The organism is Burkholderia sp. MSMB1072, assembly GCF_001524725.1.
In the GTDB taxonomy this organism is placed as follows: domain Bacteria; phylum Pseudomonadota; class Gammaproteobacteria; order Burkholderiales; family Burkholderiaceae; genus Burkholderia.
This window is the reverse complement of record NZ_LOYC01000010.1, coordinates 30,591-54,942: the sequence shown is the minus strand read 5'-3', so window position 1 is coordinate 54,942 and position 24,352 is coordinate 30,591. Positions and strand designations below refer to the sequence as shown.

The window sequence follows — 24,352 nt, the reverse complement described above, 5'->3', positions numbered from 1 at the left end:
CGGCGCGCGACACCCTGGTGTCGTGCGCCGGCATTACCAAGAAGACGAAAAGCAAGGCCTACGAGGAAGAACAATGAAATCCAGACTCGACAGATGGATGATGCTGCTCGCCATCGCGGCAGCAGGCACGGCACAGGCACAAACGCGCGTCGGCGGCAATCCGCTCGACTCCCTTCCCCAGATCAACGCACCGAAGACGGGCCCGAACGTCACCGTTCAGGTCGCACCGCAGGCGCCGCAATTGCAGGAGTTGCTGTCGCGACACCTGACGCCGACGACGTTCCAGGTCGAAGGCGTGAAGTCGGTGCCGTTCGAGGAAATCACGCGCCGCTTCACACCGCTCGTCGGCAAGGACATCACGATCGGCGAGCTGATCGAAACCGCCAACGGCGTGACGAAGCTGTACCAGGAACGCGGCTACGCGCTGTCGTTCGCGTTCGTTCCCGCTCAGACGTTCGAGAACGGTGTCGTGCGCATCACGGTGGTCGAAGGCTACGTGGCGGACGTCAAGGTCACCGGCAAACCCGGCGCGATGGAACCGAAGATTCGCGCGATCGCCGCGCATATCACGGCCGACCGACCGCTGCGCCGCGCAACGTTCGAGCGCTACGTGAACACGTTCGGCCTGCTGCCCGGCCTTACGGTGAAAGCGAATGTCCCGCCGCCGCAAACCACCGACGGCGCGACGACGCTCGAACTTGCGGTGGATCGCAAGCCGTTCAACGTCAGCACGGGTATCGACTTCAACCACCCGGGCGTCCAGGGCCTCATCACCGCAACCGAAAACGGCCTGACGCGGTTCGGCGAGCAACTGAGCATCTCGGCGCTCGCGCCGCCGGGACGCGACAAGCAGACCTACTTCGCGTTCAGCGGCGCGGTGCCCGTCGGCAGCAGCGGCCTGATCACGCGCCTCGATGCCAGCACGTATCGCGGCAAACCGACCGATAACCCGGGGTTGCCGTCGACCGTCGAGCGCACCGTCAAGAACGAGAAACTCGGTCTTTCGGCATCCTATCCGATACTGCTGAACAACCAGCGCAGCCTGCTCGGTACCGTGTCGGGCTATGCGTCGCACAACGAAGACCGCTATCAGAGCAAGCTCAACGGCAACAGTATCGACACGCGCTCGCAGGTCCGCGTGCTGCAAATGCAGCTCGACTACACGAGTGTCCAGCCGAAACAGGTACAGAAGCTGAGCGTCAACGTTGCAAAGGGCTTCAACATCCTCGGCGCGTCGAAAGCGCAAGACATCACCGTCGGCACGGCGACGGCCTCGATAGACAGCCCGATCTCGCTGACCTTCGTCCGCACCGGCGCAACGTTCACGCAGACGAACGAATGGCCGTTCCGGATCGGCACGTCGGTTTCGCTGACCGGGCAATACAGTCCCGACTCGCTGCCGACATCCGAACAGATCTCGTTCGGCTCGACCCGTTACGCGCTCGGCTACCAGCCGGGCGAAACGTCGGGCGACTCGGGCTGGGGGATGTCGCTCGAAGTCAACCGCGGTTTCACACCGGGCTGGACGTATCTGAAATCGATCACGCCGTACATCGCGTACGACATGGCGCGCGTGTATCTGCACTCGGGCACGCCATCGCCGAACCGCATGTCGTCGGTCGGCATCGGCGTGCGGCTCACGGACAGCCGCTACTACAGTCTCGACCTGAACGTCGCCAAACCGGTGGGCGACGCACCGGTCGAAAGCGCGTCACGCAGCCCGCGCATCAACGCCGCGTTCTCGTATCAGCTCAACTGATCGGTCACCAAAGCCGCCCCACAGCCCGCGTCACGCGGGCTGTTTCGATTAGAGTCCCCTCTATCAAACGTGGCGCACGGTTTCACGTATTCTGGCGAAGCTCGCAACAGACCCGCCCCATGTAGACGGTCGTGCGGGCCAATCGAACAGACATGCAAAACAAGGAGGATGACAATGATTCAACTGACCCGCCCGTTGCGTGCGATCGCCATTGCCGGCGCCCTGCTCGCGTGTGCAGCTCCCACGTTCGCGCAAGCCGACAGCCCCGTCGGCATGTGGCAAACGATCGACGACAACACCCATCAACCGAAGGCACTCGTGCAGATCGCCGAGGACGGCGACGGCTCGCTGACGGGCAAGGTCGTCAAGGGCCTCGGTGCGAACGATACGCCCGATCGCCGCTGCACCGCGTGCACGGACGAGCGCAAGGACCAGCTCATCAAGGGCATGACGATCATCAAGGCGATGAAGAAGGACGGCGACCACTGGGACGGCGGCAACATTCTCGACCCGGAGAACGGCAAGGTCTACAAGTGCAAGATGACGCTTGAAGACGGCGGCCAGAAGCTCGTGGTGCGCGGGTACATCGGCGTGTCGCTGCTGGGCCGGTCGCAGACGTGGGTGCGCCAGCAATAACGCAGCACGCGCCGAAACGCGCGGCTCAATAAAAAAATCGGCCTGCGACGACGTCGTCAGGCCGATTTCCTTTGGGGCGTGCGCAACGAAAACCAATGGACTTCACGCCGCGTGCTTCATCGTATCCGATGCATAGCTACCCGGTGCACGATACGCGGGCGCCGCGTTGCTACGCGCCTCTGCCGCCTTCGATTGCGTATGCTTGCGCATCCGCGCGGACAGTTCGTTGCACAGATTCATGCCGGCGTCGCCGTAGAGCTCACGCATCACGTTCATCAGCGTGCCCGTTTCGTGCCACACCTTGAAGCGGCGATGGCATGTCTGATACGACGGGTAACGGCGCGGCATGGCCGACCATGTTGCGCCACTGTAGATCACCCAAAGCACACCGTTCAGCACGGCCCGCGTATTGGCTAACGGCCGGCCGCGCAATTCGGTGCGCGGCTGCATTTCGGGCAGAAGCGGCGCGACGCAGCGCCATTCGTGGTCGGTCAAATCGCGATACGGTGTCATGGACATCTCCAGCCTTAATAACCATGACACCACAATATCGGCTCACCTCAACGATGAATATAAGACAAATCCGAAAATACCCGAAGATTGCCTGAATCTAACCGAAATTGACGTTTAAATTACGCCGATTGCGAGTACCCGCCATCCGCTCAGGTCAACGACGTATCGACGATGCGGCGCGGCGTTTCGAGATACTCCTTCGACTGCATCTCGACGATGCGCGAGACCGTACGCGCGAATTCGTTGGCCATCGGGCCTTCGACGTACAACGCTTCGGCCGGCACCGCCGCGGACATCAGCAGCTTGACCTTGTGATCGTAGAGCACGTCGATGAGCCATGTGAAGCGGCGCGCTTCGGACGCCATCCGCGGCGACATCTGCGGCACCTCGGACAGCACGATCGCATGAAAACGGCTCGCCAGTTCGAGGTAGTCGTTCTGCGAACGCGGACCGCCGCACAGCGTCGCGAAATCGAACCACACGACGCCGTCCGCCTTGCGCAGCGCCTTCAGTTCGCGCTTCTCGATATGCAGGATCGGGCTCTCGTCGGGCACGGCCGCCAGCTTGCCGAATGCATGGCGCAGCTCGCGATCGGCTTCCGCGCCGAGCGGCGTGTGATACATCTTCACCTGCGCGAGCGTGCGCTGGCGATAGTCGACCCCCGCATCGACGTTGAGCACGTCGAGCTTTTCCTTGATCAGCGCGATCGCCGGCAGCATGCGGTCGCGATGCAGGCCGTCCGGATACAGGTCGTCGGGATCGTAATTGGACGTCATCACGAACTGCACGCCGTTGTTGAACAGGCGATCAAGCAAGCGATACAGGATCATCGCGTCGGCGATGTCCGACACGTGGAACTCGTCGAAGCAGATCAGCCGGTAACGCTTCGCGATGCGTCGCGCGAGTTCGTCGAGCGGATCGGCCTGCCCTTTCAGTTCCTCGAGCTCGCGGTGCACTTCGCGCATGAATTCGTGGAAATGCAGGCGCGTCTTGCGCTGCACGGGTACGACTGCGTAGAAGCTGTCCATCAGGAAGCTCTTGCCGCGACCGACACCGCCCCACATGTAGACGCCGCGCGGGAGATCCGGGTGATTGATGAGCTTCTTGAAAGCGTTCGAGCGGCGCGCCTTGTAGTCGACCCATTCGTCGAAACAGCGCTGCAGGCGATCGACGGCCGCGCGCTGAGCGGGATCGGACTGATAGCCGCGCGTGGTCAGTTCGCGCGTGTAGTATTCGGTGACGTTCATCGGGCAAACCGGAAAGAACGAAGGCGAGCGGGAAACCCCGCCCGCCTTCGTCATGAGACGGCTGCGCCGGCCGACGGCCGGCAGGCGCTATACCGTGCTCAGCTGTTCAGCGAGCGCTTGTCGACCGCGAGCGCCGCTTCGCGCATCACTTCCGACATCGACGGGTGCGGATGGCAGATGCGGGCGATGTCTTCCGACGCCGCCTTGAACTCCATCGCCACCACGGCCTCCGCGATCAGGTCCGACGCGTTCGCGGCGATCACGTGCACGCCGAGCAGTTCGTCGGTCTTCGCGTCCGCGATCATCTTCACGAAACCGTCCGGCGCATTCATGCCGAGCGCGCGGCCGTTGATCGAGAACGGGAACTTGCCCGTCTTGATCTCGCGGCCTTCGGCCTTCAGTTGCTGCTCCGTCTTGCCGACCCATGCGATTTCCGGGTACGTGTAGATCACCCACGGAATGCAGTTGTAGTCGATGTGAGGCTTCTGCCCGTCGATCACTTCCGCAACCAGCACGCCTTCGTCTTCCGCCTTGTGCGCGAGCATCGGGCCGCGCACCACGTCGCCGATCGCGTACACGTTCGGCACTGCGGTGCGGCAGTGGTCGTCCACGTCGATGAAGCCGCGCTCGTTCGCCTTCAGGCCGATGGCCTCGAGGCCGAGGTTATCGGTGTTCGGCACGCGGCCGACCGACACGATCAGGCGGTCGGCGTCGAGCGTCTGCGCGTTGCCGTCCTTGTCCGTGTAAGCGATCGACACGCCGTTCGCGGTCGTCTTCACGTCGCCGATCTTCACGCCGAGATGGATGTCGAGGCCCTGCTTCTTGAACAGCTTCGCCGCTTCCTTCGCAAGCGCTTCGTCGGCTGCGCCGAGGAATGCCGGCAGCGCTTCGAGCACCGTCACTTCGGCGCCGAGGCGGCGCCACACCGAGCCGAGCTCGAGGCCGATCACGCCCGCGCCGATCACGGCGAGCTTCTTCGGCACCGAGTCGAACGTCAGCGCACCTTCGTTGTCCGACACGATCTTGTTGTCGACCGGGATGTTCGGCAAGTGACGCGCCTTCGAACCCGTCGCGATGATCACGTTCTTCGCGGTGACGACTTCGGTTTCACCCTCGCCGCTCACTTCGATCTGCACGCCGGCATCGGTCTTGCCGGTGAACTTGCCATGGCCCTTCAGCCAGGTGATCTTGTTCTTCTTGAACAGGAACTCGATCCCGCTCGTCATCTTCTCGACGATCGCGTCTTTGCGGCCGAGCATCTTCGCGACGTCGATCTTCACGCCGTCGACCGTGATGCCGTGGTCGGCCAGGTGATGCGACGTGTTCTCGAACTCTTCCGACGACGCGAGCAGCGCCTTCGACGGGATGCAGCCGACGTTCAGGCAGGTGCCGCCGAGCTTCAGCGCGCCGGCCGGGTTCTTCCACTTCTCGATACAGGCAACGGTCTTGCCGAGCTGCGCAGCGCGAATCGCGGCAATGTAGCCGCCGGGGCCGGCGCCGATCACGACGACGTCAAATTCCTTGGACATGACAATCCTTTCTACTTGTACGCCCGCAGGTTCACGCGTGCGCGCGAACCTGCGAACGGGTCGATGCAGTGAGGCTCGGCTTACAGGTCGAGCAGCAGGCGTGCCGGATCTTCCAGCGCATCCTTCATCGCGACGAGCGACAGCACGGCTTCGCGGCCGTCGATGATGCGGTGGTCGTACGACAGCGCCAGGTAGTTGATCGGGCGGATCACGATCTGGCCGTTTTCGACGACCGGGCGCTCCTTCGTCGCGTGCACGCCGAGAATGGCCGACTGCGGCGGGTTGATGATCGGGGTCGACAGCATCGAACCGAACACGCCGCCGTTCGAGATCGAGAACGTACCGCCCGTCATTTCCTCGATCGACAGCTTGCCGTCCTTCGCCTTCTGGCCGAATTCGGCAATCTTCTTCTCGATTTCGGCGAGGCTCAGCTGATCCGCGTTGCGCAGGATCGGCACGACCAGGCCGCGCGGCGAACCGACCGCGATACCGATGTCGAAGTAGCCGTGGTAGACGATGTCGTTACCGTCGATCGACGCGTTCACGAGCGGGAACTTCTTCAGCGCATGGACGGCCGCCTTCACGAAGAACGACATGAAGCCGAGCTTCACGCCGTGTTCCTTCTCGAACTTGTCCTTGTACTTGTTACGCAGTTCCATGACCGGAGCCATGTTCACTTCGTTGAACGTCGTCAGGATCGCGTTGGTCTGCTGCGATTCGAGCAGGCGCTCGGCGATACGCGCACGCAGGCGCGACATCGGCACGCGCTGCTCCGGACGATCGTTCAGCCACGTCGCCGCCGACGCCGGCACCTTCACTTCCGGCAGCGCCGGCTTCGCAGCGGCGGTCTTCGCCGGCGTGGCGGCCGGAGCGGCCTTCGGTGCGCTGCCTGCGGCCAGCGCGTCGCCCTTCGTGACGCGACCGTCGCGGCCCGAACCTGCGACGTCGCCCGTCGACAGGCCCTTCTCGGCCAGCAGCTTCGCTGCGGCCGGCGATGCGGCGGCCGAGCTCGATGCGGTCGCGGCGGCCGGCTGTGCGGCCGGTGCGGCTGCAGCAGGCGCTGCCGCCGGCTTGACTTCGGCGGCACCTGCCGCTGCTTCGGCAGCACCTGCCTTCGCTTCGGTGTCGATCGTCGCGATCACCTGATCGGCGACCACCGTGTCACCGTCGTTCTGCAGCACTTGCGCGAGCACGCCCGCGGCCGGCGCCGGCACTTCGAGGACGACCTTGTCGGTCTCGAGTTCGATCAGGATTTCGTCCTGCGCGACTGCTTCGCCCGGCTTCTTCTTCCACTGCAGCATGGTGGCTTCCGACACCGACTCCGAAAGCTGGGGGACTTTGACTTCTACGATAGCCATGTGATTTTCCTGGATGCTTAATCTGGGGTATGACGAGGTTCGTGCGATTCCTTCGGCCGGTGCGGCGCGCGACGCGCCCGGCAGGCCAAAAGGAACGGGAAAGCGCCGCGCGCCTTCCCGTTTCGCTTGACGTCGATTATTTCGCGATCGATGCGCTCTTCAGGCGGCCGAATGCACCTTCGATCAGGGCCTTCTGCTGCTCGTAGTGCTTCGCGTAGTAGCCAACCGCCGGCGAGGCCGAAGCCGGACGGCCGCTGTATGCCAGCTTCTGCCCTTCCTTCATGCCTTCCTTCAGGTGGTGCTCGACGTAGAACCAGGGGCCCTGGTTCTGCGGCTCGTCCTGCACCCAGACCACTTCAGTCGCGTTCTCGTACTTCTTCATTTCGGCTTCGAACTGCTTGTGCGCGAACGGATACAGCTGCTCGATACGGATGATCGCGACGTCGTTCGCCTTCGCTTCGCGGCGATGCGCGACGAGGTCGTAATACACGCGGCCCGAGCACACCAGCACGCGCTTGACCTTCTTCGCGTCGATGCCGCCGTCGGTTTCGCCCAGTACCGGCTGGAACGAACCCTTCGCGAGTTCCGACAGGTCCGACACCGCTTCCTTGTGGCGCAGCAGCGACTTCGGCGTGGCGACGATCAGCGGCTTGCGGAACAGGCGGATCATCTGGCGACGCAGCAGGTGGAAGATCTGCGCCGGCGTCGTCGGCTGGACGACCTGCATGTTGTGGTCGGCACACAGTTGCAGGAAACGCTCGATACGCGTGGACGAGTGTTCCGGACCCTGGCCTTCGTAGCCGTGCGGCAGCAGCATCGTGAGACCCGACACGCGGCCCCACTTCACTTCGCCCGACGAGATGAACTGGTCGATCACGACCTGCGCGCCGTTGACGAAGTCGCCGAACTGCGCTTCCCACAGCACGAGCGTGTTCGGCTCGGCAGTCGAGTAACCGTATTCGAAGCCCAGCACCGCTTCTTCCGACAGCACCGAGTCGATCACCGTGAACTTCGCCTGACCTTCGGCGATGTTCTGCAGCGGCACGTACGTGCCGTCGTTCCAGCGCTCGCGGTTCTGGTCGTGCAGCACCGCGTGACGGTGCGTGAACGTGCCGCGGCCCGAATCCTGGCCCGTCAGGCGCACCGAGTAGCCCGATGCGACGAGCGACGCGAATGCGAGGTGTTCGCCCATGCCCCAGTCGAGCGGCTGGTCGCCGCGCGCCATGTTGCGGCGGTCGTTGATCACGCGCTCGACGAGCGGGTGAACCTTGAAGTTTTCCGGGACCGTCGTGATGCGTTCGCCCAGGCGCTTCAGTTCGGCGAGCGGCACGGCCGTGTCGGCTGCGTCCGTCCACTTGCGGTTCAGGAACGGCACCCAGTCGACCGCGTACTTGCTCTTGTAGTTCGACAGCACCGGATCGACGGTGTGGTGGCCGTCGTCCATCGCCTTGCGGTACGCCTTCACGTAGTTGTCGGCGTCTTCCGCGGTGATCACGCCCTGCTGCACGAGCTTCTCGGCATACAGCGCACGGGTGCCCGGGTGCTGCGCGATCTTCTTGTACATCAGCGGCTGCGTGACGGCCGGCGTGTCCTGCTCGTTGTGACCCAGCTTGCGGAAGCAGACGATGTCGATCACGACATCCTTGTGGAACTGCATCCGGTAGTCGATCGCGATCTGGATCGCGAGCACGACGGCTTCCGGATCGTCGCCGTTCACGTGCAGCACCGGCGCTTCGATCATCTTGACGACGTCGGTACAGTACAGCGTCGAGCGCGCGTCGCGCGGGTCGGACGTCGTGAAGCCGATCTGGTTGTTGATGACGATGTGCAGCGTGCCGTGCGTGCCGTAACCGCGCGTCTGCGCGAGGTTCAGCGTTTCCATCACGACGCCCTGGCCGGCGAACGCCGCGTCGCCGTGGATCTGCACCGGCAGCACTTGCAGGCCGTCTTCGTCGCCGCGACGGTCCATCCGCGCCTTCGCGGAACCTTCGACCACCGGGTTCACGATTTCGAGGTGCGACGGGTTGAACGCGAGCGACAGGTGGACCGGGCCGCCTTCCGTCGACACGTCCGACGAGAAGCCCTTGTGGTATTTCACGTCGCCGGCCGGCAGGTCGTCGACGTGCTTGCCTTCGAATTCGGCGAACAGGTCGGCCGGCATCTTGCCCAGCGTGTTGACCAGCACGTTCAGGCGGCCGCGGTGAGCCATGCCGATGATGATTTCCTGCACGCCGCGCTTGCCCGCGTGCTGGACGACTTCGTCCATCGCCGCGATGAAGCTTTCGCCGCCTTCGAGCGAGAAGCGCTTCTGGCCGACGTACTTGGTGTGCAGGTAGCGCTCGAGGCCTTCGGCGGCCGTCAGGCGATTCAGAATGTGTTTCTTCTTGTCGGCCGAGAAGGCCGGCGTCGCGCGGGTCGATTCCAGGCGCTCCTGCCACCAGCGCTTCTGCTCCGGATCGCTGATGTACATGTACTCGGCGCCGATCGTGCCGCAGTACGTGTCGCGCAGGCCCTTGACGATGTCGCGCAGCGAAGCCTGGTCGAAACCGAAGTACAAGTTGCTTGCGCTGTACGTCTGGTCGAGGTCGCCTTCGGAGAAATCGTAGAACGCGGGTTCGAGCTCGGGAATGGCCGGACGCTCGCGACGCTTCAGCGGATCGAGGTTGGCCCATTGCGAGCCGAGGAAGCGATAGGCGCTGATGAGCGACTGGACGTGCACCTGCTTGCGTGCGGTCGCGAGATTGCTGGTGCTTTCGCGCGGAATGAAGGCATTGGCCTTCGCACGCTCGGCGAACGATTCGACGATCGGGAAGTGAGCGACGTCATTGGCATTCGAGCCGTCCGTCGCAGGCACGTTCTGCAGCGCGTCGAAATACTCTCGCCAGTTCTCCGGCACCGATGCCGGATTGTTGAGGTATGCATCGTACAGTTCTTCAACGTACGAAGCATTGCCGCCGAACAGATAGGAGTTCAGCTGAAACTGCTTCATTACATCTGACATTTTACGCTCACCTTTCTTCGAGCTTCTCGAGAAATAGCGGGTTACTCAACCTTCCGCGACACGGCCTGACCGTTTAGCGGATTGCGAATCAAGTCTTGCTTGGAAGGACCTAAAACTTGCGTGCGCGCAGCATATCACAGAACCGATACCGGAGTTCACGGCGCAATGCGCGCGAAAGCACCGCGCGGCGGGGTTTTGCCGGATTGCCGCGGCCTGCGGGAACAGTGTTTTGCAACCGGCCCGGTTGCCGGTCGCGCGAATGCAAAAAAGGCCGCCCGAAGGCGGCCTTTTCCGTGATGCGGGAACGATCGATGCTTAGTCGACCGCGCCTTCGCGGCTCGCGCGGCGACGCTCGTGCTCCTTCAGGAAGCGCTTGCGCAGGCGGATCGACTGCGGCGTCACTTCGACGAGTTCGTCGTCGTCGATGAATTCGACCGCGTATTCCAGCGACATCTGGACCGGCGGCACGAGACGCACGGCTTCGTCGGTACCCGACGCGCGCACGTTGGTCAACTGCTTGCCCTTGATCGGGTTCACGACGAGGTCGTTGTCGCGGCTATGGATGCCGATGATCATGCCCTCATACAGCGCATCGCCCGGCTTCACGAACATGCGGCCGCGATCCTGCAGCTTCCACAGTGCGTACGCCACCGCGGCGCCATCGTCCTGCGAGATCAGCACGCCGTTGCGGCGCTCGAAGACCGAACCGTCCTTGACCGGTGCGTACGAGTCGAAGATGTGGCTCATCAGGCCCGTGCCGCGCGTGAGCGTCAGGAATTCGCTCTGGAAGCCGATCAGGCCACGCGCCGAGATCCTGTACTCCAGACGCGTGCGGCCGCGGCCGTCCGACGCCATGTCGAGCATCTCGCCCTTGCGGCGGCCCAGCTCTTCCATCACGCCGCCCTGGTGTTCGTCCTCGACGTCCACCGTCAACAGCTCGTACGGCTCGTGACGCACGCCGTCGATCTCCTGCATCACGACGCGCGGACGCGACACGGCCAGCTCGTAGCCTTCGCGGCGCATGTTCTCGACGAGAATCGTCAGATGCAGTTCGCCGCGACCCGACACTTCGAACACCGTTTCGTCGCCGGTATCCTTCACGCGCAGTGCGACGTTGTGGTTCAGTTCCTTCATCAGGCGGTCGCGGATCTGGCGGCTCGTCACGAACTTGCCTTCGCGGCCGGCGAGCGGCGACGAGTTGACGAGGAAGTTCATCGTCAGCGTCGGCTCGTCGACGGTGATCATCGGCAGCGCTTCCGGCGTGTCGACCGCGCAGATCGTCGCGCCGATGCCGACATCTTCAATACCGTTGATCAGCACGATGTCGCCCGCCTCGGCCGACTCGACCTGCACGCGTTCCAGACCCTTGAACGACAGCACCTGGTTGATCTTGCGGTTCAGCACGTCGCCTTCCGGGCCGAAACGCATCGCGACCGGCTGGCCCGGCTTGATGCGGCCGCGCGTGATGCGACCGACGCCGATCCGGCCGACGTACGTCGAATAGTCGAGCGACGTGATCTGGAGCTGCAGCGGCGCTTCCGGATCGGCCGGGCGAACCGGCACGTGCGCGAGGATCGCCTCGAACAGCGGGCGCATGTCGCCTTCGCGAGCAGCCGGGTCGAGCGACGCGTAGCCGTTCAGGCCCGATGCGTACACGATCGGGAAGTCGAGCTGCTCTTCGGTCGCGCCGAGCTTGTCGAACAGGTCGAAGGTCTGGTTGATGACCCAGTCGATCCGCGCGCCCGGACGATCGATCTTGTTGACGACGACGATCGGCTTCAGGCCGAGCGCGAGCGCTTTCTTCGTGACGAAGCGCGTTTGCGGCATCGGGCCTTCGACCGCATCGACGAGCAGCAGCACCGAGTCGACCATCGACAGCACGCGCTCGACTTCGCCGCCGAAGTCCGCGTGCCCCGGCGTGTCGACGATGTTGATGTGCGTGCCTTCGTATTCGACCGCGCAGTTCTTCGCGAGAATCGTGATCCCGCGCTCTTTTTCGATGTCGTTCGAGTCCATCACCCGCTCCGCAATCTGCTGGTTCTCGCGGAAGGTGCCGGACTGGCGGAGCAGTTGGTCGACGAGCGTGGTTTTGCCGTGGTCGACGTGGGCGATGATGGCGATATTGCGAAGGGCGCGGGTCATAGAAACCTGGAAATCGTTTGAACGCGCAAACGCGCGCGCTCGTTTTTCACGGGCGCGCGCGTTGCAGCTTGGAAAGCCTCAAATTATAGCACGTGCGAGTGTCGAGAGCCGACCCGCGCATTGCAATGCAGCAAAACGGGCGGCTCCGCCTTCCTCTGCCGAACAGACGAACCCGCTTCCTTACCCTTGCCGGCCGGCCCCAAAAACCTTATCGAGATAAGGGATTCTCGCGATACACAGCGCGGGTTTTGCCGTTCGATTAACATTTGCCGCGGCAAGCAATTGTGCCTATACTGCTGCCTAGTCAACTATTGCAGCCTCAGGGTTTTATGTCGGATTCTCCTACTCCTCCGCCCGTTTCGCAGTTGTCTTCGTATCAGATGAACGACAGCGTCGGTTATCTGATGTCGCGCGTGAAGTCGGTGATGACCAACCTCGTCACGCAGCGCACGCAGGAAGAGCTCGGCATCACGGGCACACAGGCGAGCATGCTGTTCATGATCGCGGTCGGCAAGTGCTCGACGGCCGCCGAACTCGCGCGCGAATACGGGATCGACGCAAGCGCGGTCACGCGCTTGCTCGACCGGGTCGAGAAACGCGGCCTGCTGTCGCGCGTGCGCAGCATCGAGGACCGACGCGTCGTGCGCCTCGAGCTCACCGACGAAGGCCGGGCGCTGGCCGAACGGCTCCCGCCCATTTTTCGCAGCGTGCTCGACCAGGTGCTGGACGGGTTTACGCCGGAAGAAGTCGGGTTCCTGAAGAGCATGCTGCGCCGCATTCTCAGCAACTATTGCGAGACGGCCGGCGGTAGCATCACGTAATAGTTGCCATAACAATTACTTTTGACAGATTAATGTAAGGAAATCCTTGCAGTGTCCATCATTCATTCCGAGTCAGGGGTTAGCGCGATGAAATCCTCCCCGTTGTCCGTGCGCGCCGGGTCGTGCCGCGCCGCCATCGCTGCCGCGGTCGCCGCGCTGGCGCTGGCGGGCTGCGCGAATTACATCGGCATCAAGAGCGACAAGCAGATCGCCCCCGCGTCGCAATTCGAATCCGCCCAGAGCCTGCCGGCCCAGGGTGGCCAATGGCCGGCACTCGACTGGGCCAGCCAGTTCGGCGATCCGCAATTGCCGAAGCTGATCGACGAAGCGCTGCAGGGCAACCCGTCGATCGCGCAGGCGCAGGCGCGCATCGCGAAAGCGTCGTCGTATATCGAATCGTCGCGCTCGAACCTGATGCCGAAGGCCGAAGCCAGCTATTCGTGGACGCGTGAACTGTATTCGTCGAACGGCCTGTTCCCGCCCCCGTACGGCGGCCAGTGGTACAGCGAAAACAACGCGCTGGCGAGCGCCTCGTGGGAACTCGACCTGTGGGGCAAGAACCGCGAGCGCCTGCACACGGCCGTGTCGCAGGAAAAGGCCGCCGAAGCCGACATGCAACAGGCGCGCATCACGCTCGCGTCGTCGGTCGCACGCACCTACAACTCGCTCGCACAGCTCTATGCGCTGCGCGACATCGCGCAACGCGAGATCACCAACCGCGAGACGGTCGGCAAGATCACCGACGGCCGCGTATCGGCCGGCCTCGATACCAACGTCGAACGCCAGACGGCCCGCGGCAACATCGCGACCACCCAGGCCTCTCTGTCGGACCTCGACGGCCAGATCACGACGGTGCGCTACCAGCTCGCCGCGCTGCTCGGCAAGGGCCCGGATCGCGGGCTGCAGATCGCGGCGCCCGTGATGAACCCGAGCGGCAACGTCACGCTGCCCGGCAACCTGCCGGCCGATCTCGTGTCGCGCCGCCCCGACATCGTCGCCGCGCGCTGGCAGGTCGAAGCCGCGATGCACGACGTGAAGGAAGCGAAGGCCGAGTTCTTCCCGGACGTGAACCTCGCGGCCGGGTTCGGCTTCGATGCGTTCGGCTGGGGCAAATTCCTGAACTTCGCGAGTCGCCAGGCCCAATTCGGCCCCGCGATCCACCTGCCGATCTTCGATGCCGGCGCGCTGCGCGCCCAGCTCAAGGGCCGCTACGCCGACTTCGACCTGTCGGTCGCGAACTACAACCAGACGCTGATCAGTGCGCTGAACGACGTCGCGACGCAAGTCGCGTCGATCCGCGCGATCGATCGCCAGATGGGCGACGCCCAGCGTGCGCTCGACGCCTCGACGCGTGCGTACGATCTCGCGGTCATCCGCTACAAGGCCGGCCTGTCGCCGCAACTGCAGGTGCTGACGGCGGACAGCAACCGCCTCGCATCGGAACAGACGGTGACCAACCTGAAAATGCGCCGGCGCGACATGCAGCTTGCCCTGATCAAGGCGCTCGGCGGCGGGTTCGACGCGACCGGCACGCCGCTCGCCGCGCCCGATGCGGCCACGCCGACCAAACAGGCCGCCAACTGATCCGGCGCCACCACTACGCAGACACTCGAAATAAAGGACGGAGAAAATCGCCATGAGCGACCAACAAAACGCCGCCAGCGCGCAGCCGCAGAACAACGGCAAGCGCAAACGAATGATGACGCTGCTCGTCGCGGTCATCGTGATCGCGGCCATCGCATACGGCCTGTACTACTTCCTCGTCGCCCGCTTCCATGAAGACACCGACGATGCGTACGTAAACGGCAACGTCGTGCAGATCACGCCGCAGGTCACCGGCACCGTGATCGCCGTGAAGGCGGACGACACGCAAACGGTCAAGGCCGGCGATCCGCTCGTCGTGCTCGACCCGGCCGATTCGCAGGTCGCGCTGCAGCAGGCGGAAGCCAACCTCGCGCAGACGGTGCGCCAGGTGCGCGGCCTGTTCGTCAACGACGACCAGTACCGCGCGCAAGTCGCGCTGCGCCAGTCGGACCTGTCGAAAGCCCAGGACGACCTGCGTCGCCGCCTGGCCGTCGCGCAGACGGGCGCCGTATCGCAGGAAGAAATCTCGCACGCCCGCGACGCGGTGAAGGCCGCGCAGGCATCGGTCGACGCCGCACAACAGCAGCTCGCATCGAATCGCGCATTGACCGCGAACACGACGATCGCATCGCACCCGAACGTGATGGCCGCCGCCGCGAAGGTGCGCGACGCGTACCTCGCGAACGCGCGTAACGTGCTGCCGGCGCCGGTCACCGGCTACGTCGCGAAGCGCTCGGTGCAGGTCGGCCAGCGCGTGTCGCCCGGCAACCCGCTGATGTCGGTGGTGCCGCTCAATGCCGTGTGGGTCGACGCGAACTTCAAGGAAGTCCAGTTGAAGCACATGCGCATCGGCCAGCCGGTCGAGATGACGGCCGACATCTACGGCTCGTCGGTCACGTACCACGGCAAGGTCGTCGGCTTCTCGGCCGGCACGGGCTCGGCGTTCTCGCTCTTGCCCGCGCAGAACGCGACCGGCAACTGGATCAAGGTCGTGCAGCGCCTGCCCGTGCGGATCGAGCTCGACCCGAAGGATCTCGAGAAGCACCCGCTGCGCATCGGCCTGTCGATGCAGGTCGACGTGGACATCAAGGACGAACGCGGCGACCAGCTCGTCAACGCACCGAACACCGTCTACGAGACCAACGTGTTCGCGAAATACGGCGACGAAGCCGATGCCGAAATCGCGCGCATCATCGCCGAAAACGCAGGCGGCAACGCGTCGGCGCCGGTCGCGGCGAAGCAGAGCAGCGCCGCGAAAATGATGTAACCGTTCCGACTCCGGAAAGACAACCGACATGGCACAGGCTCCTGTCTCCCATCCGCCCCTGCAGGGCGGACAACTCCTGCTCGGGACGATCGCGGTATCGCTCGCGGTGTTCATGAACGTGCTCGACACGTCCATCGCGAACGTCGCGATCCCGACCATCTCGGGCGACCTCGGCGTGTCGTCCGATCAGGGCACGTGGGTCATCACGTCGTTCGCGGTCGCGAACGCAATCTCGGTGCCGCTGACCGGCTGGCTGACCGAGCGTTTCGGGCAAGTCCGCCTGTTCCTCGCGTCGATCATCCTGTTCGTCATCTCGTCGTGGATGTGCGGGCTGGCGCCGAGCCTGCCATTCCTGCTCGCGTCGCGCGTGCTCCAGGGTGCCGTCGCGGGCCCGATGATTCCGCTGTCGCAAGCGCTCCTGCTGTCGAGCTATCCACGCGCGAAAGCGCCGATGGCGCTCGCACTATGGGCGATGACGACGCTGATCGCACCCGTCGCGGGCCCGATTCTCGGCGGCTGGATCTCGGACAACTATTCGTGGCCGTGGATCTTCTACGTCAACATCCCGGTTGGCATCGCCGCCGCCGCCGCGACGTGGGTGATCTACCGGAATCGGGAGTCGGCCGTGCGCCGTGCGCCGATCGACGGCGTGGGCCTCGCGCTGCTGGTCGTCTGGGTCGGCTCGCTGCAGATCATGCTCGACAAGGGCAAGGATCTGGACTGGTTCGCGTCGACGACGATCGTCGTGCTCGCGCTGACCGCCGTCATCGCGTTCGCGTTCTTCGTGATCTGGGAGCTGACCGCCGAGCACCCGGTCGTCGACCTGTCACTGTTCCGCATACGAAACTTCACCGGCGGCACGGTCGCGCTGTCGATCGGCTACGGCCTGTACTTCGGCAATCTCGTGCTGTTACCGCTGTGGCTGCAGACGCAAATCGGCTACACCGCGACCGACGCCGGCCTCGTGATGGCGCCGGTCGGGTTGTTCGCCATCCTGTTGTCGCCGCTCACCGGGAAGTACCTGCCGCGCACCGATCCGCGCTTCATCTCGACGGCGTCATTCCTCACGTTCGCGCTGTGCTTCTGGATGCGTTCGCGCTACACGACCGGCGTCGACGAATGGTCGCTGACGCTGCCGACGCTCGTGCAGGGTATCGCGATGGCGGGCTTCTTCATCCCGCTCGTGTCGATCACGTTGTCCGGGCTGCCCGGCCACCGCATTCCAGCGGCGTCCGGCCTGTCGAACTTCGTGCGGATCATGTGCGGCGGCATCGGTACGTCGATCTTCCAGACCGCGTGGGATCATCGGAACAACTTCCACCACGCGCAACTGGTCGAACAGACGAATCCGTACAACCCGACGTTCAATCAGGCCGTCACTCAGATGGGTAATCTCGGGCTCACGCAGGAACAGGCACACGGCCTGATCAACAACATGGCCACGCAGCAGGCTGCGCAGCTCGGCGTGAACGATCTGTTCTACATTTCCGCCGCGATCTTCGTGCTGCTGATCGGATTGATCTGGATCACCAAGCCCGAACGCGCGGGCGGCGGCGATGCCGGTGCGGCGGCGTCGGCGGCACACTGAGCGCCACCCGGCAGCAGCATCACGGCGCGATCACGCCAAACAAAAGGCCCGGTCGAAAATGACCGGGCCTTTTTCATTCCGCTGCGTGCACGTGCGTGCGTCGCTGCGTCATTGCGCCGTCACGACGAGCCGTTCCGGTGCGAGCACGCCATTCGCCTTGCGTGCCACGCCGAGCAATCGCGTTGCGTCGTACACCCGCACGCGCTCGCCGTCGGCCGCGTCGATCGGCTCGAGCGCCGACAGCGGCAGGCGCTGGCCGTGCAGGAACCGCTTCGCGGACGCGTCGTCGAGCCGAATGGCCGGAAACGTCGACAGCAACGCGTCGACCGGCTGAAGCCATGCATCGCGCGCCGATTCGGCAGCGTCCGACAGTGCATCGAGCGTCACCGCGTGCTCGAGCGTCAGCGCACCGACGCCCGTGCGACGCAGCATCGTCAGATGCGCGCCGCAACCCAGCGCCTCGCCGATATCCTCCGCCAGCGTGCGCACATACGTGCCCTTGCTGCAGGTCACGCGAAACGTCACGTCGGGCAGCTCGCAGGCTAGCAGTTCCAGCGCGTGGATCGTCACGTTGCGGCCTTCCCGCTCGACGGTCTGGCCGGCCCGCGCATATTCGTACAGCGGCTTGCCGTCGCGCTTGAGCGCCGAATACATCGGCGGCACCTGCACGATATCGCCGGTGAAACGCACGAGCGCGGCTTCCACCGCCGCACGATCGCATTCGACGGGGCGTGTGTCGATCACGTCGCCTTCCGCGTCGCCGGTGGCGGTACGCTGGCCGAGACGCATCGTCGCTTCGTAGGTCTTGTCGGCGTCGAGCAAGTCCTGCGAGAACTTGGTCGCTTCGCCGAAACACAGCGGCAGCAGGCCCGAGGCCAGCGGATCGAGCGTGCCGGTATGACCGGCCTTCTTCGCGAGAAGCAGGCGCTTCGCACGAATCAGCGCATCGTTGCTCGACAGGCCGACCGGCTTGTCGAGCAGAAGAACGCCGTCCAGCACGCGCCGGGGCACGCGCGGACGTTGGGGTGCAGCATTCGTCATAGGCCGGTCGAGCTCAGTCGTCCTTGGCAGGCACGTCGGCCTCGTCGTCGTCCTTCGCGCGCGTGGAGTTCGCTTCCTTGATCAGGCGCGACATTTCGACGGCCTTCTCGATCGTCTGGTCGTAATGGAAATGCAGCGTCGGCACCGTATGAATGTGCAGGCGCTTGAACAGCAGGTTGTGCAGGTGACCCGACGCATGGTTCAGCGCTTCCTGCGTCTTCTCCGGATCGCCGGTGAGCGCCGTGAAGTAGACCTTCGCGTGCGCATAGTCCGGCGTGAGTTCCACGCTCTGGATGGTCACGATGCCGATGCGCGGATCTTTGACCTCGCGCATGATGAGTTCGGACAGATCGCGCTGAATCTGATCGGCGATCTGAACGTTGCGATTGGGGGAAGTACGTTTCCTGGACATGATCGATCCGTGATCCGTTTATCAGGATGAAGCGGCGGCCATTTTCGGCACGCCACCATGAAAATGGGCGGGGCAAGCCCAAGCCTGCCCCGCCCATGAGCCGATACGCGACGATTACAGCGTACGTGCGACTTCGGTCACTTCGAAGACTTCGAACTGGTCGCCTTCGATGATGTCGTTGAAGTTCTTCACCGACATACCGCATTCGAAGCCTTGCTTCACTTCCTTCACGTCGTCCTTGAAGCGCTTCAGCGATTCGAGTTCGCCCGTGAAGATCACGACGTTGTTGCGCAGCACGCGCACCGACGACGAGCGCTTGACGATGCCGTCCGTGACCATACAGCCTGCGACCGTGCCGACCTTCGGTACCTTGAAGACCTGGCGCACCTCGACCATGCCGGTGACGACTTCGCGCTTCTCCGGCGCCAGCATGCCCGACATCGCCGCCTTCACCTCGTCCACTGCGTCGTAGATGATGTTGTAGTAGCGGATATCGATGCCGTTCGCCTCGGCCAGCTTGCGTGCCTGAGCATCCGCACGCGTGTTGAAGCCGATGATGACCGCCTTCGATGCCGTCGCGAGGTTGACGTCGTTTTCGCTGATGCCGCCCACCGCGCTGTGCACGATCTGCACGCGCACTTCGTCGGTCGACAGCTTGAGCAGCGACTGCACGAGCGCTTCCTGCGAACCCTGCACGTCTGCCTTGATGATGAGCGGCAGGTTCTGCACTTCGCCTTCGCCCATCTGCTCGAGCATGCTTTCGAGCTTCGCGGCCTGCTGCTTCGCGAGCTTCACGTCGCGGAACTTGCCCTGACGGAACAGCGCGATTTCACGCGCCTTGCGCTCGTCCGGCAGCACGATCACTTCCTCGCCCGCACCCGGCACTTCCGACAGACCCTGGATTTCGACCGGGATCGACGGGCCGGCTTCCTTCGTCGGCTTGCCGTTCTCGTCGAGCATCGCACGGACGCGGCCGTAGGCCGTACCCGCCAGCACGATGTCACCGCGGTTCAGCGTACCGGACTGCACGAGGATCGTCGCGACCGGGCCTTTACCCTTGTCGAGCTTCGCTTCGATCACGATGCCCTTGGCCGGTGCTTCGACCGGCGCCTTCAGTTCCAGCACTTCGGCCTGCAGCAGCACGTTCTCGAGCAGATCGTCGATACCTGCGCCCGTCTTTGCCGACACCGGCACGAACGGCGAATCGCCACCGTATTCTTCCGGCACGACGCCTTCCGCGACCAGTTCCTGCTTGACGCGATCGGGGTTCGCTTCCGGCTTGTCGATCTTGTTGATCGCGACGACGATCGGCACGCCACCCGCCTTCGCGTGGGCGATGGCTTCCTTCGTCTGCGGCATCACGCCGTCGTCGGCCGCCACCACCAGCACGACGATGTCGGTCGCCTTCGCGCCGCGCGCACGCATTGCCGTGAACGCTTCGTGACCCGGCGTGTCGAGGAACGTGATGACGCCACGCGGCGTGTCGACGTGATACGCGCCGATGTGCTGCGTAATGCCGCCCGCTTCGCCCGCGGCAACCTTCGCGCGGCGGATGTGGTCGAGCAACGAGGTCTTGCCGTGGTCGACGTGACCCATCACCGTGACGACCGGCGGACGCGGCAGTTGCTCCGCATCGGTACCGGTTTCGCCTTCGACGAGCAGCGCTTCCGGATCGTCCAGCTTCGCGGCAACCGCGCGGTGGCCCAGCTCCTCGACGATGATCATCGCCGTTTCCTGGTCCAGCACCTGGTTGATCGTGACCATCTGGCCCATCTTCATCATCACCTTGATGACTTCGGAGGCCTTGATCGACATCTTGTGCGCGAGATCCGCAACCGACACGGTTTCCGGCACGTGCACTTCACGGACGATCGGTTCGGTCGGCGCCTGGAACGACGATGCGCTGTCCTGGTGACGGCCGCGACCCTTCGGGCCACCGCGCCAGCCGCGGTCGACACCGCCGCTCGAGTCGCCGCGCGTCTTGATGCCGCGACGCTTCGATGCGTCATCCTGCCAGCCGCCCTTGCCTGCGCCCGGCTTCTTGTTGCGGTCGCCCGCGCCTGCCGGCGCCTGCGTCGTGGCCGGTGCCGCGGCACCGACCGGCTTCTTCACGGCCGGACGCGCCTGCGCACCCTCCGGCTTCGCCGGCTTGTGCAGCGTGCCCTTCGCTTCGGCCGGCTTCGGCGCCTCGACCGGCTTCGGCGGTTCGGGTGCCTTGACCACGGCCTTGCGCGGCGTGTTCATCATTTCGCGAATCGCGCGTGCTTCGGCTTCCGCCGCCGCGCGACGCTTGCTGATCTCTTCCTGCTCGGCGCGCGCCTTGTCGGCCGCCTCGCGAGCTGCATCCTCGGCCTTCTTCGCCGCTTCGCGCTGCGCCGCGCGTTCGGCGGCCGCACGCGCTTCGTCCTGCGCGGACTGCGCACTCGGTGCTTCCGACTCGGCTGCGGCAGCCTGTTGCGCGGCCGCCTGCTGCCGTGCCGCAGCGGCTTCCGCCGCGGCACGCTTCGCCGCCGCTTCTTCCTCGGCGCGACGGCGCTCGGCTTCCGCCGCTTCCTCGCGGGCGCGACGTTCGGCTTCCTCGCGCTCGAGGCGCTCCTGACGCTCGCGCAGCTCCTGCGCCTGCTTCTCGAGCAACTCGGCCTCGCGGCGCGCTTCTTCCTCGCGACGCTTCAGTTCCGCATCGTCGTCCGCTTCGGCGACCTGCGCCTGACCCTGTTCCGCACCTTCGCTCACGTCGTCGCGCTTGACGAACGTACGCTTCTTGCGAACCTCGACCTGAATGGTGCGAGCCTTGCCCGTCGCGTCAGATTGCTTGATCTCCGACGTATGCTTGCGGGTCAGCGTGATCTTGCGCTTGTCGCCGTCGGTTGCGCCGTGCGACTTGCGCAAATGATCGAGCAGACGCGCCTTGTCCGTTTCGGACAGCGCATCGTCTTCACTCGCTTTCTGGACGCCCGCTGCCTGCAGCTGCTCGAGCAGCACACCAGCAGGCATTTTCAGTTCCGCGGCAAATTGGGCTACGTTGTTACTCGCCATTCATTCCTCTTAGTGCAAGGACCGATTCCTTGCGGTTAGCATCGGGTCAGGCCATACGGCCGCCATCAAATCAGTGCGCCATGGTCATTTCTCACTGGAACCAATGTTCACGTGCTTTCATGATCAACGCCTTAGCGGCATCCTCTTCCATCCCGGTCATGTCGACCAGTTCATCTACAGCCAGCTCGGCGAGATCGTCGCGCGTCTGCACGCCGTGTTCGGCCAGCTTCGCGAGCAGCTCCGGCGTGATGCCGTCGAGGCTCTTGAGATCCAGCGCTGCGTTCTCGACCTTTTCTTCGTTCGCGATCGCCATCGTCAACAGCGCGTCGCGTGCGCGGTTGCGCAGTTCGTGCACGGTGTCCTCGTCGAACGCTTCGATTTCGAGCATTTCGTTGAGCGGCACGTACGCGATCTCTTCGAGGCTCGTGAAGCCTTCGTCGATCAGGATGTCGGCAACTTCCTCGTCGACGTCGAGACGCGCCATGAACAGTGCACGCAGCCGGTCGCGCTCTTCGCCCTGCTTCAGGGCGGATTCGTCCGGCGTCATGATGTTGATCTGCCAGCCGGTCAGCTCGCCGGCAAGGCGAACGTTCTGACCGCTGCGGCCGATCGCGACAGCCAGTTCGTTTTCGTCGACGACGACGTCCATCGAATGCTTTTCTTCATCGACGACGATCGACTGGACGGCAGCCGGCGCGAGCGCGCCGATCACGAACTGGGCGGGATCTTCCGACCATAGCACGATGTCGATGTTTTCGCCACCGAGCTCGTTGCGCACGGCCTGCACGCGCGAGCCGCGGATGCCGACGCAGGTGCCGATCGGATCGATCCGCTTGTCGTATGCGATGACGCCGATCTTCGCGCGCACGCCCGGGTCGCGGGCAGCCGCCTTGATCTCGAGCAGGCCCTGCTCGATTTCCGGCACTTCCATCTCGAACAGCTTCATCAGGAATTCGGGCGCCGTGCGCGACAGCTCGATCTGCGGGCCGCGCGCGGTGCGGTCGACCTTCGCGATGTAGGCGCGCACGCGGTCGCCCACGCGCAGGTTTTCCTTCGGGATCAGTTGATCGCGGCGCAGCAGTGCCTCGACACGGCCCGATTCGACGATGAAGTTACCCTTGTCGAGGCGTTTCACCGTACCCGTCATGATCTTTTCGCCACGCTCGAGGTAGTCGTTCAGGATTTGCTCGCGCTCCGCGTCGCGCACCTTCTGCAGGATCACCTGCTTCGCGGCCTGCGCGCCGATGCGACCGAACTCGATCGACGGAACGGGTTCCTCGACATACTCGCCGACTTCGACGTCGGGGTTCTGCTCACGAGCCTCGAACAGCAGGATCTCGCGATCCGGCTCCTGCAAGCCTGCCTCGTCGGGCACGACGAGCCAGCGACGGAAGGTTTCGTGCTCGCCGCTTTCGCGATCGATATGGACGCGGATTTCGGCGCCTTCGTCGAACAGCTTCTTGGAAGCGGACGCGAGCGCAGCCTCGAGGGCGCCCAGCACCACATCCTTGTCGACGTTTTTCTCGCGCGCCAGCGCATCCACCAGCATCAACACTTCGCGACTCATTATTTGCGGCTCCTAAAGTCAACTTGCGGAATCAGGCGGGCTTTGTCGATATCGGCCAGCGTGAAATCCAGCATGGCTGCCTCGCCCTTCTTCCCCTCAAATTCCAAACCGATCGTTTCGCCATTCGGCGCGTGCAGAATGCCCCGGTACGTCTTGCGCCCGTCCAGCGGCTTTTTCAAGGTCACGGAAACTTCGCTGCCGGCGAAGCGCTCGAAGTCGGCCAGCTTCTTCAACGGGCGGTCGAGCCCCGGGGACGAGACTTCGAGCCGTTCGTAATCGATGTTTTCGACCGTCAAGACGTGCTGGAGCTGACGCGTGACCTTTTCGCAATCTTCGAGCGAGATGCCGGCAGGCTGATCGATATAGATGCAAAGCATGCCGCGCCCGGTGCGCTCGAGATCCACCAGCTCGTAGCCGAGCCCGGTGACCGTGGTTTCTATCAGTTCCGTCAGTTGCACAGTGTCCTCTCAGGTGTTCGCGCCCGCCGCTCGCGATTCACCCGCGGGCGCGCGCCTTAGCCGGCGCAGGAAGCGCTACCCGAGATGCCTAACCGTTTCAGCAAAAAAAAATGGGCGGAACGCCCATCTTCTTACTGGTGGTCGCACCTGAGCCGCACATTGAATCCGTACGCCCAGCGACTCCGCGATTATAGCGATTTTTGGCGCAAACGCCAAGCCAGCCGGTAAAAGCAGCGCGCCGGCCGCCTTTACGGACCGAAAATGCGAAATCGGGCTGCCCGATCGACCGAAACCAACTATCGAACCGGTGATCGCCGTTGTCGCGGTACGCGACATCATAGATGCAGCCGAAATCCATCAATGCAATGCGTCGCGTCGACAAAACCGGCCGAA

At 64.0% G+C, this 24,352-nt stretch carries 17 protein-coding genes; 6 read left to right on the top strand and 11 right to left on the bottom strand.

All coding sequences use genetic code 11. The annotated features are described in order from the left end of the window. Positions 1 to 73 precede the first annotated feature (73 nt). Both WS89_RS05340 and WS89_RS05335 read left to right on the top strand, forming a co-directional pair. The gene (locus WS89_RS05340; protein WP_059789767.1) at positions 74 to 1,759 is read left to right on the top strand and encodes a ShlB/FhaC/HecB family hemolysin secretion/activation protein; all 1,686 of its coding nucleotides are present in this window, start codon (positions 74 to 76) and stop codon (positions 1,757 to 1,759) included. 174 nt (positions 1,760 to 1,933) lie between these two features. Then, positions 1,934 to 2,395 carry a DUF2147 domain-containing protein gene (locus tag WS89_RS05335; RefSeq protein ID WP_059499045.1) on the top strand — a complete coding sequence of 154 codons (462 nt, stop codon included), beginning with the start codon at positions 1,934 to 1,936 and terminating at the stop codon, positions 2,393 to 2,395. Positions 2,396 to 2,497: 102 nt separating this feature from the next. Here the strand turns inward: WS89_RS05335 and WS89_RS05330 are convergent, their stop codons facing one another. From WS89_RS05330 to typA, 6 genes are all read right to left on the bottom strand, one after another. Further along, the gene (locus WS89_RS05330) at positions 2,498 to 2,908 is read right to left on the bottom strand and encodes a transposase (protein WP_059499046.1); all 411 of its coding nucleotides are present in this window, start codon (positions 2,906 to 2,908) and stop codon (positions 2,498 to 2,500) included. A gap of 149 nt (positions 2,909 to 3,057) precedes the next feature. Beyond that, entirely contained in the window at positions 3,058 to 4,155 is a 1,098-nt protein-coding gene (zapE, locus tag WS89_RS05325; RefSeq protein ID WP_059499047.1) for a cell division protein ZapE, read from the bottom strand. 98 nt (positions 4,156 to 4,253) lie between these two features. After that, entirely contained in the window at positions 4,254 to 5,684 is a 1,431-nt protein-coding gene (gene lpdA / locus WS89_RS05320) for a dihydrolipoyl dehydrogenase (RefSeq protein ID WP_059789766.1), read from the bottom strand. Between the two features lie 80 nt (positions 5,685 to 5,764). Further along, on the bottom strand, positions 5,765 to 7,042 hold the full coding sequence (gene odhB / locus WS89_RS05315) for a 2-oxoglutarate dehydrogenase complex dihydrolipoyllysine-residue succinyltransferase (RefSeq protein ID WP_059499049.1): 1,278 nt from the start codon (positions 7,040 to 7,042) through the stop codon (positions 5,765 to 5,767). Between the two features lie 136 nt (positions 7,043 to 7,178). Beyond that, complete coding sequence (locus tag WS89_RS05310) at positions 7,179 to 10,043, bottom strand: 2-oxoglutarate dehydrogenase E1 component (RefSeq protein WP_059499050.1); 2,865 nt, start codon at positions 10,041 to 10,043, stop codon at positions 7,179 to 7,181. Positions 10,044 to 10,358: 315 nt separating this feature from the next. After that, complete coding sequence (typA, locus tag WS89_RS05305; protein ID WP_059499051.1) at positions 10,359 to 12,185, bottom strand: translational GTPase TypA; 1,827 nt, start codon at positions 12,183 to 12,185, stop codon at positions 10,359 to 10,361. A 329-nt stretch (positions 12,186 to 12,514) separates the two neighbouring features. On the opposite strand from typA, the gene WS89_RS05300 reads away from it, so the two are divergent. The 4 genes from WS89_RS05300 to WS89_RS05285 all read left to right on the top strand — a co-directional run bounded on the left by WS89_RS05300 (position 12,515) and on the right by WS89_RS05285 (position 17,445). After that, positions 12,515 to 13,006, top strand: a complete 492-nt coding sequence (locus tag WS89_RS05300; protein WP_059499052.1) for a MarR family winged helix-turn-helix transcriptional regulator — start codon at positions 12,515 to 12,517, stop codon at positions 13,004 to 13,006. 87 nt (positions 13,007 to 13,093) lie between these two features. Next, complete coding sequence (locus WS89_RS05295) at positions 13,094 to 14,590, top strand: efflux transporter outer membrane subunit (protein WP_059499053.1); 1,497 nt, start codon at positions 13,094 to 13,096, stop codon at positions 14,588 to 14,590. Between the two features lie 52 nt (positions 14,591 to 14,642). After that, a complete protein-coding gene (locus WS89_RS05290; protein ID WP_059789765.1) occupies positions 14,643 to 15,857 on the top strand; it encodes an HlyD family secretion protein in 1,215 nt (404 codons plus the stop codon). Positions 15,858 to 15,885: 28 nt separating this feature from the next. Then, the gene (locus WS89_RS05285) at positions 15,886 to 17,445 is read left to right on the top strand and encodes a DHA2 family efflux MFS transporter permease subunit (protein WP_059499055.1); all 1,560 of its coding nucleotides are present in this window, start codon (positions 15,886 to 15,888) and stop codon (positions 17,443 to 17,445) included. A gap of 108 nt (positions 17,446 to 17,553) precedes the next feature. On the opposite strand, the gene truB is transcribed toward WS89_RS05285, so the two are convergent. From truB to rimP, 5 genes are all read right to left on the bottom strand, one after another. After that, positions 17,554 to 18,486: a tRNA pseudouridine(55) synthase TruB gene (gene truB / locus WS89_RS05280; RefSeq protein ID WP_059789764.1), complete on the bottom strand. Its 933-nt coding sequence runs from the start codon at positions 18,484 to 18,486 to the stop codon at positions 17,554 to 17,556. 13 nt (positions 18,487 to 18,499) lie between these two features. Next, the gene (gene rbfA / locus WS89_RS05275) at positions 18,500 to 18,898 is read right to left on the bottom strand and encodes a 30S ribosome-binding factor RbfA (RefSeq protein ID WP_053525271.1); all 399 of its coding nucleotides are present in this window, start codon (positions 18,896 to 18,898) and stop codon (positions 18,500 to 18,502) included. A gap of 114 nt (positions 18,899 to 19,012) precedes the next feature. After that, positions 19,013 to 21,934: a translation initiation factor IF-2 gene (gene infB / locus WS89_RS05270; protein WP_059499057.1), complete on the bottom strand. Its 2,922-nt coding sequence runs from the start codon at positions 21,932 to 21,934 to the stop codon at positions 19,013 to 19,015. 91 nt (positions 21,935 to 22,025) lie between these two features. After that, positions 22,026 to 23,501 (bottom strand): transcription termination factor NusA, encoded by a 1,476-nt coding sequence (gene nusA, locus WS89_RS05265; RefSeq protein WP_059499058.1) that lies wholly within the window; start codon positions 23,499 to 23,501, stop codon positions 22,026 to 22,028. Further along, positions 23,501 to 23,959 (bottom strand): ribosome maturation factor RimP, encoded by a 459-nt coding sequence (gene rimP, locus WS89_RS05260; protein ID WP_011351796.1) that lies wholly within the window; start codon positions 23,957 to 23,959, stop codon positions 23,501 to 23,503. Before rimP ends, nusA begins: the two co-directional genes overlap by 1 nt. Positions 23,960 to 24,352 lie beyond the last annotated feature (393 nt).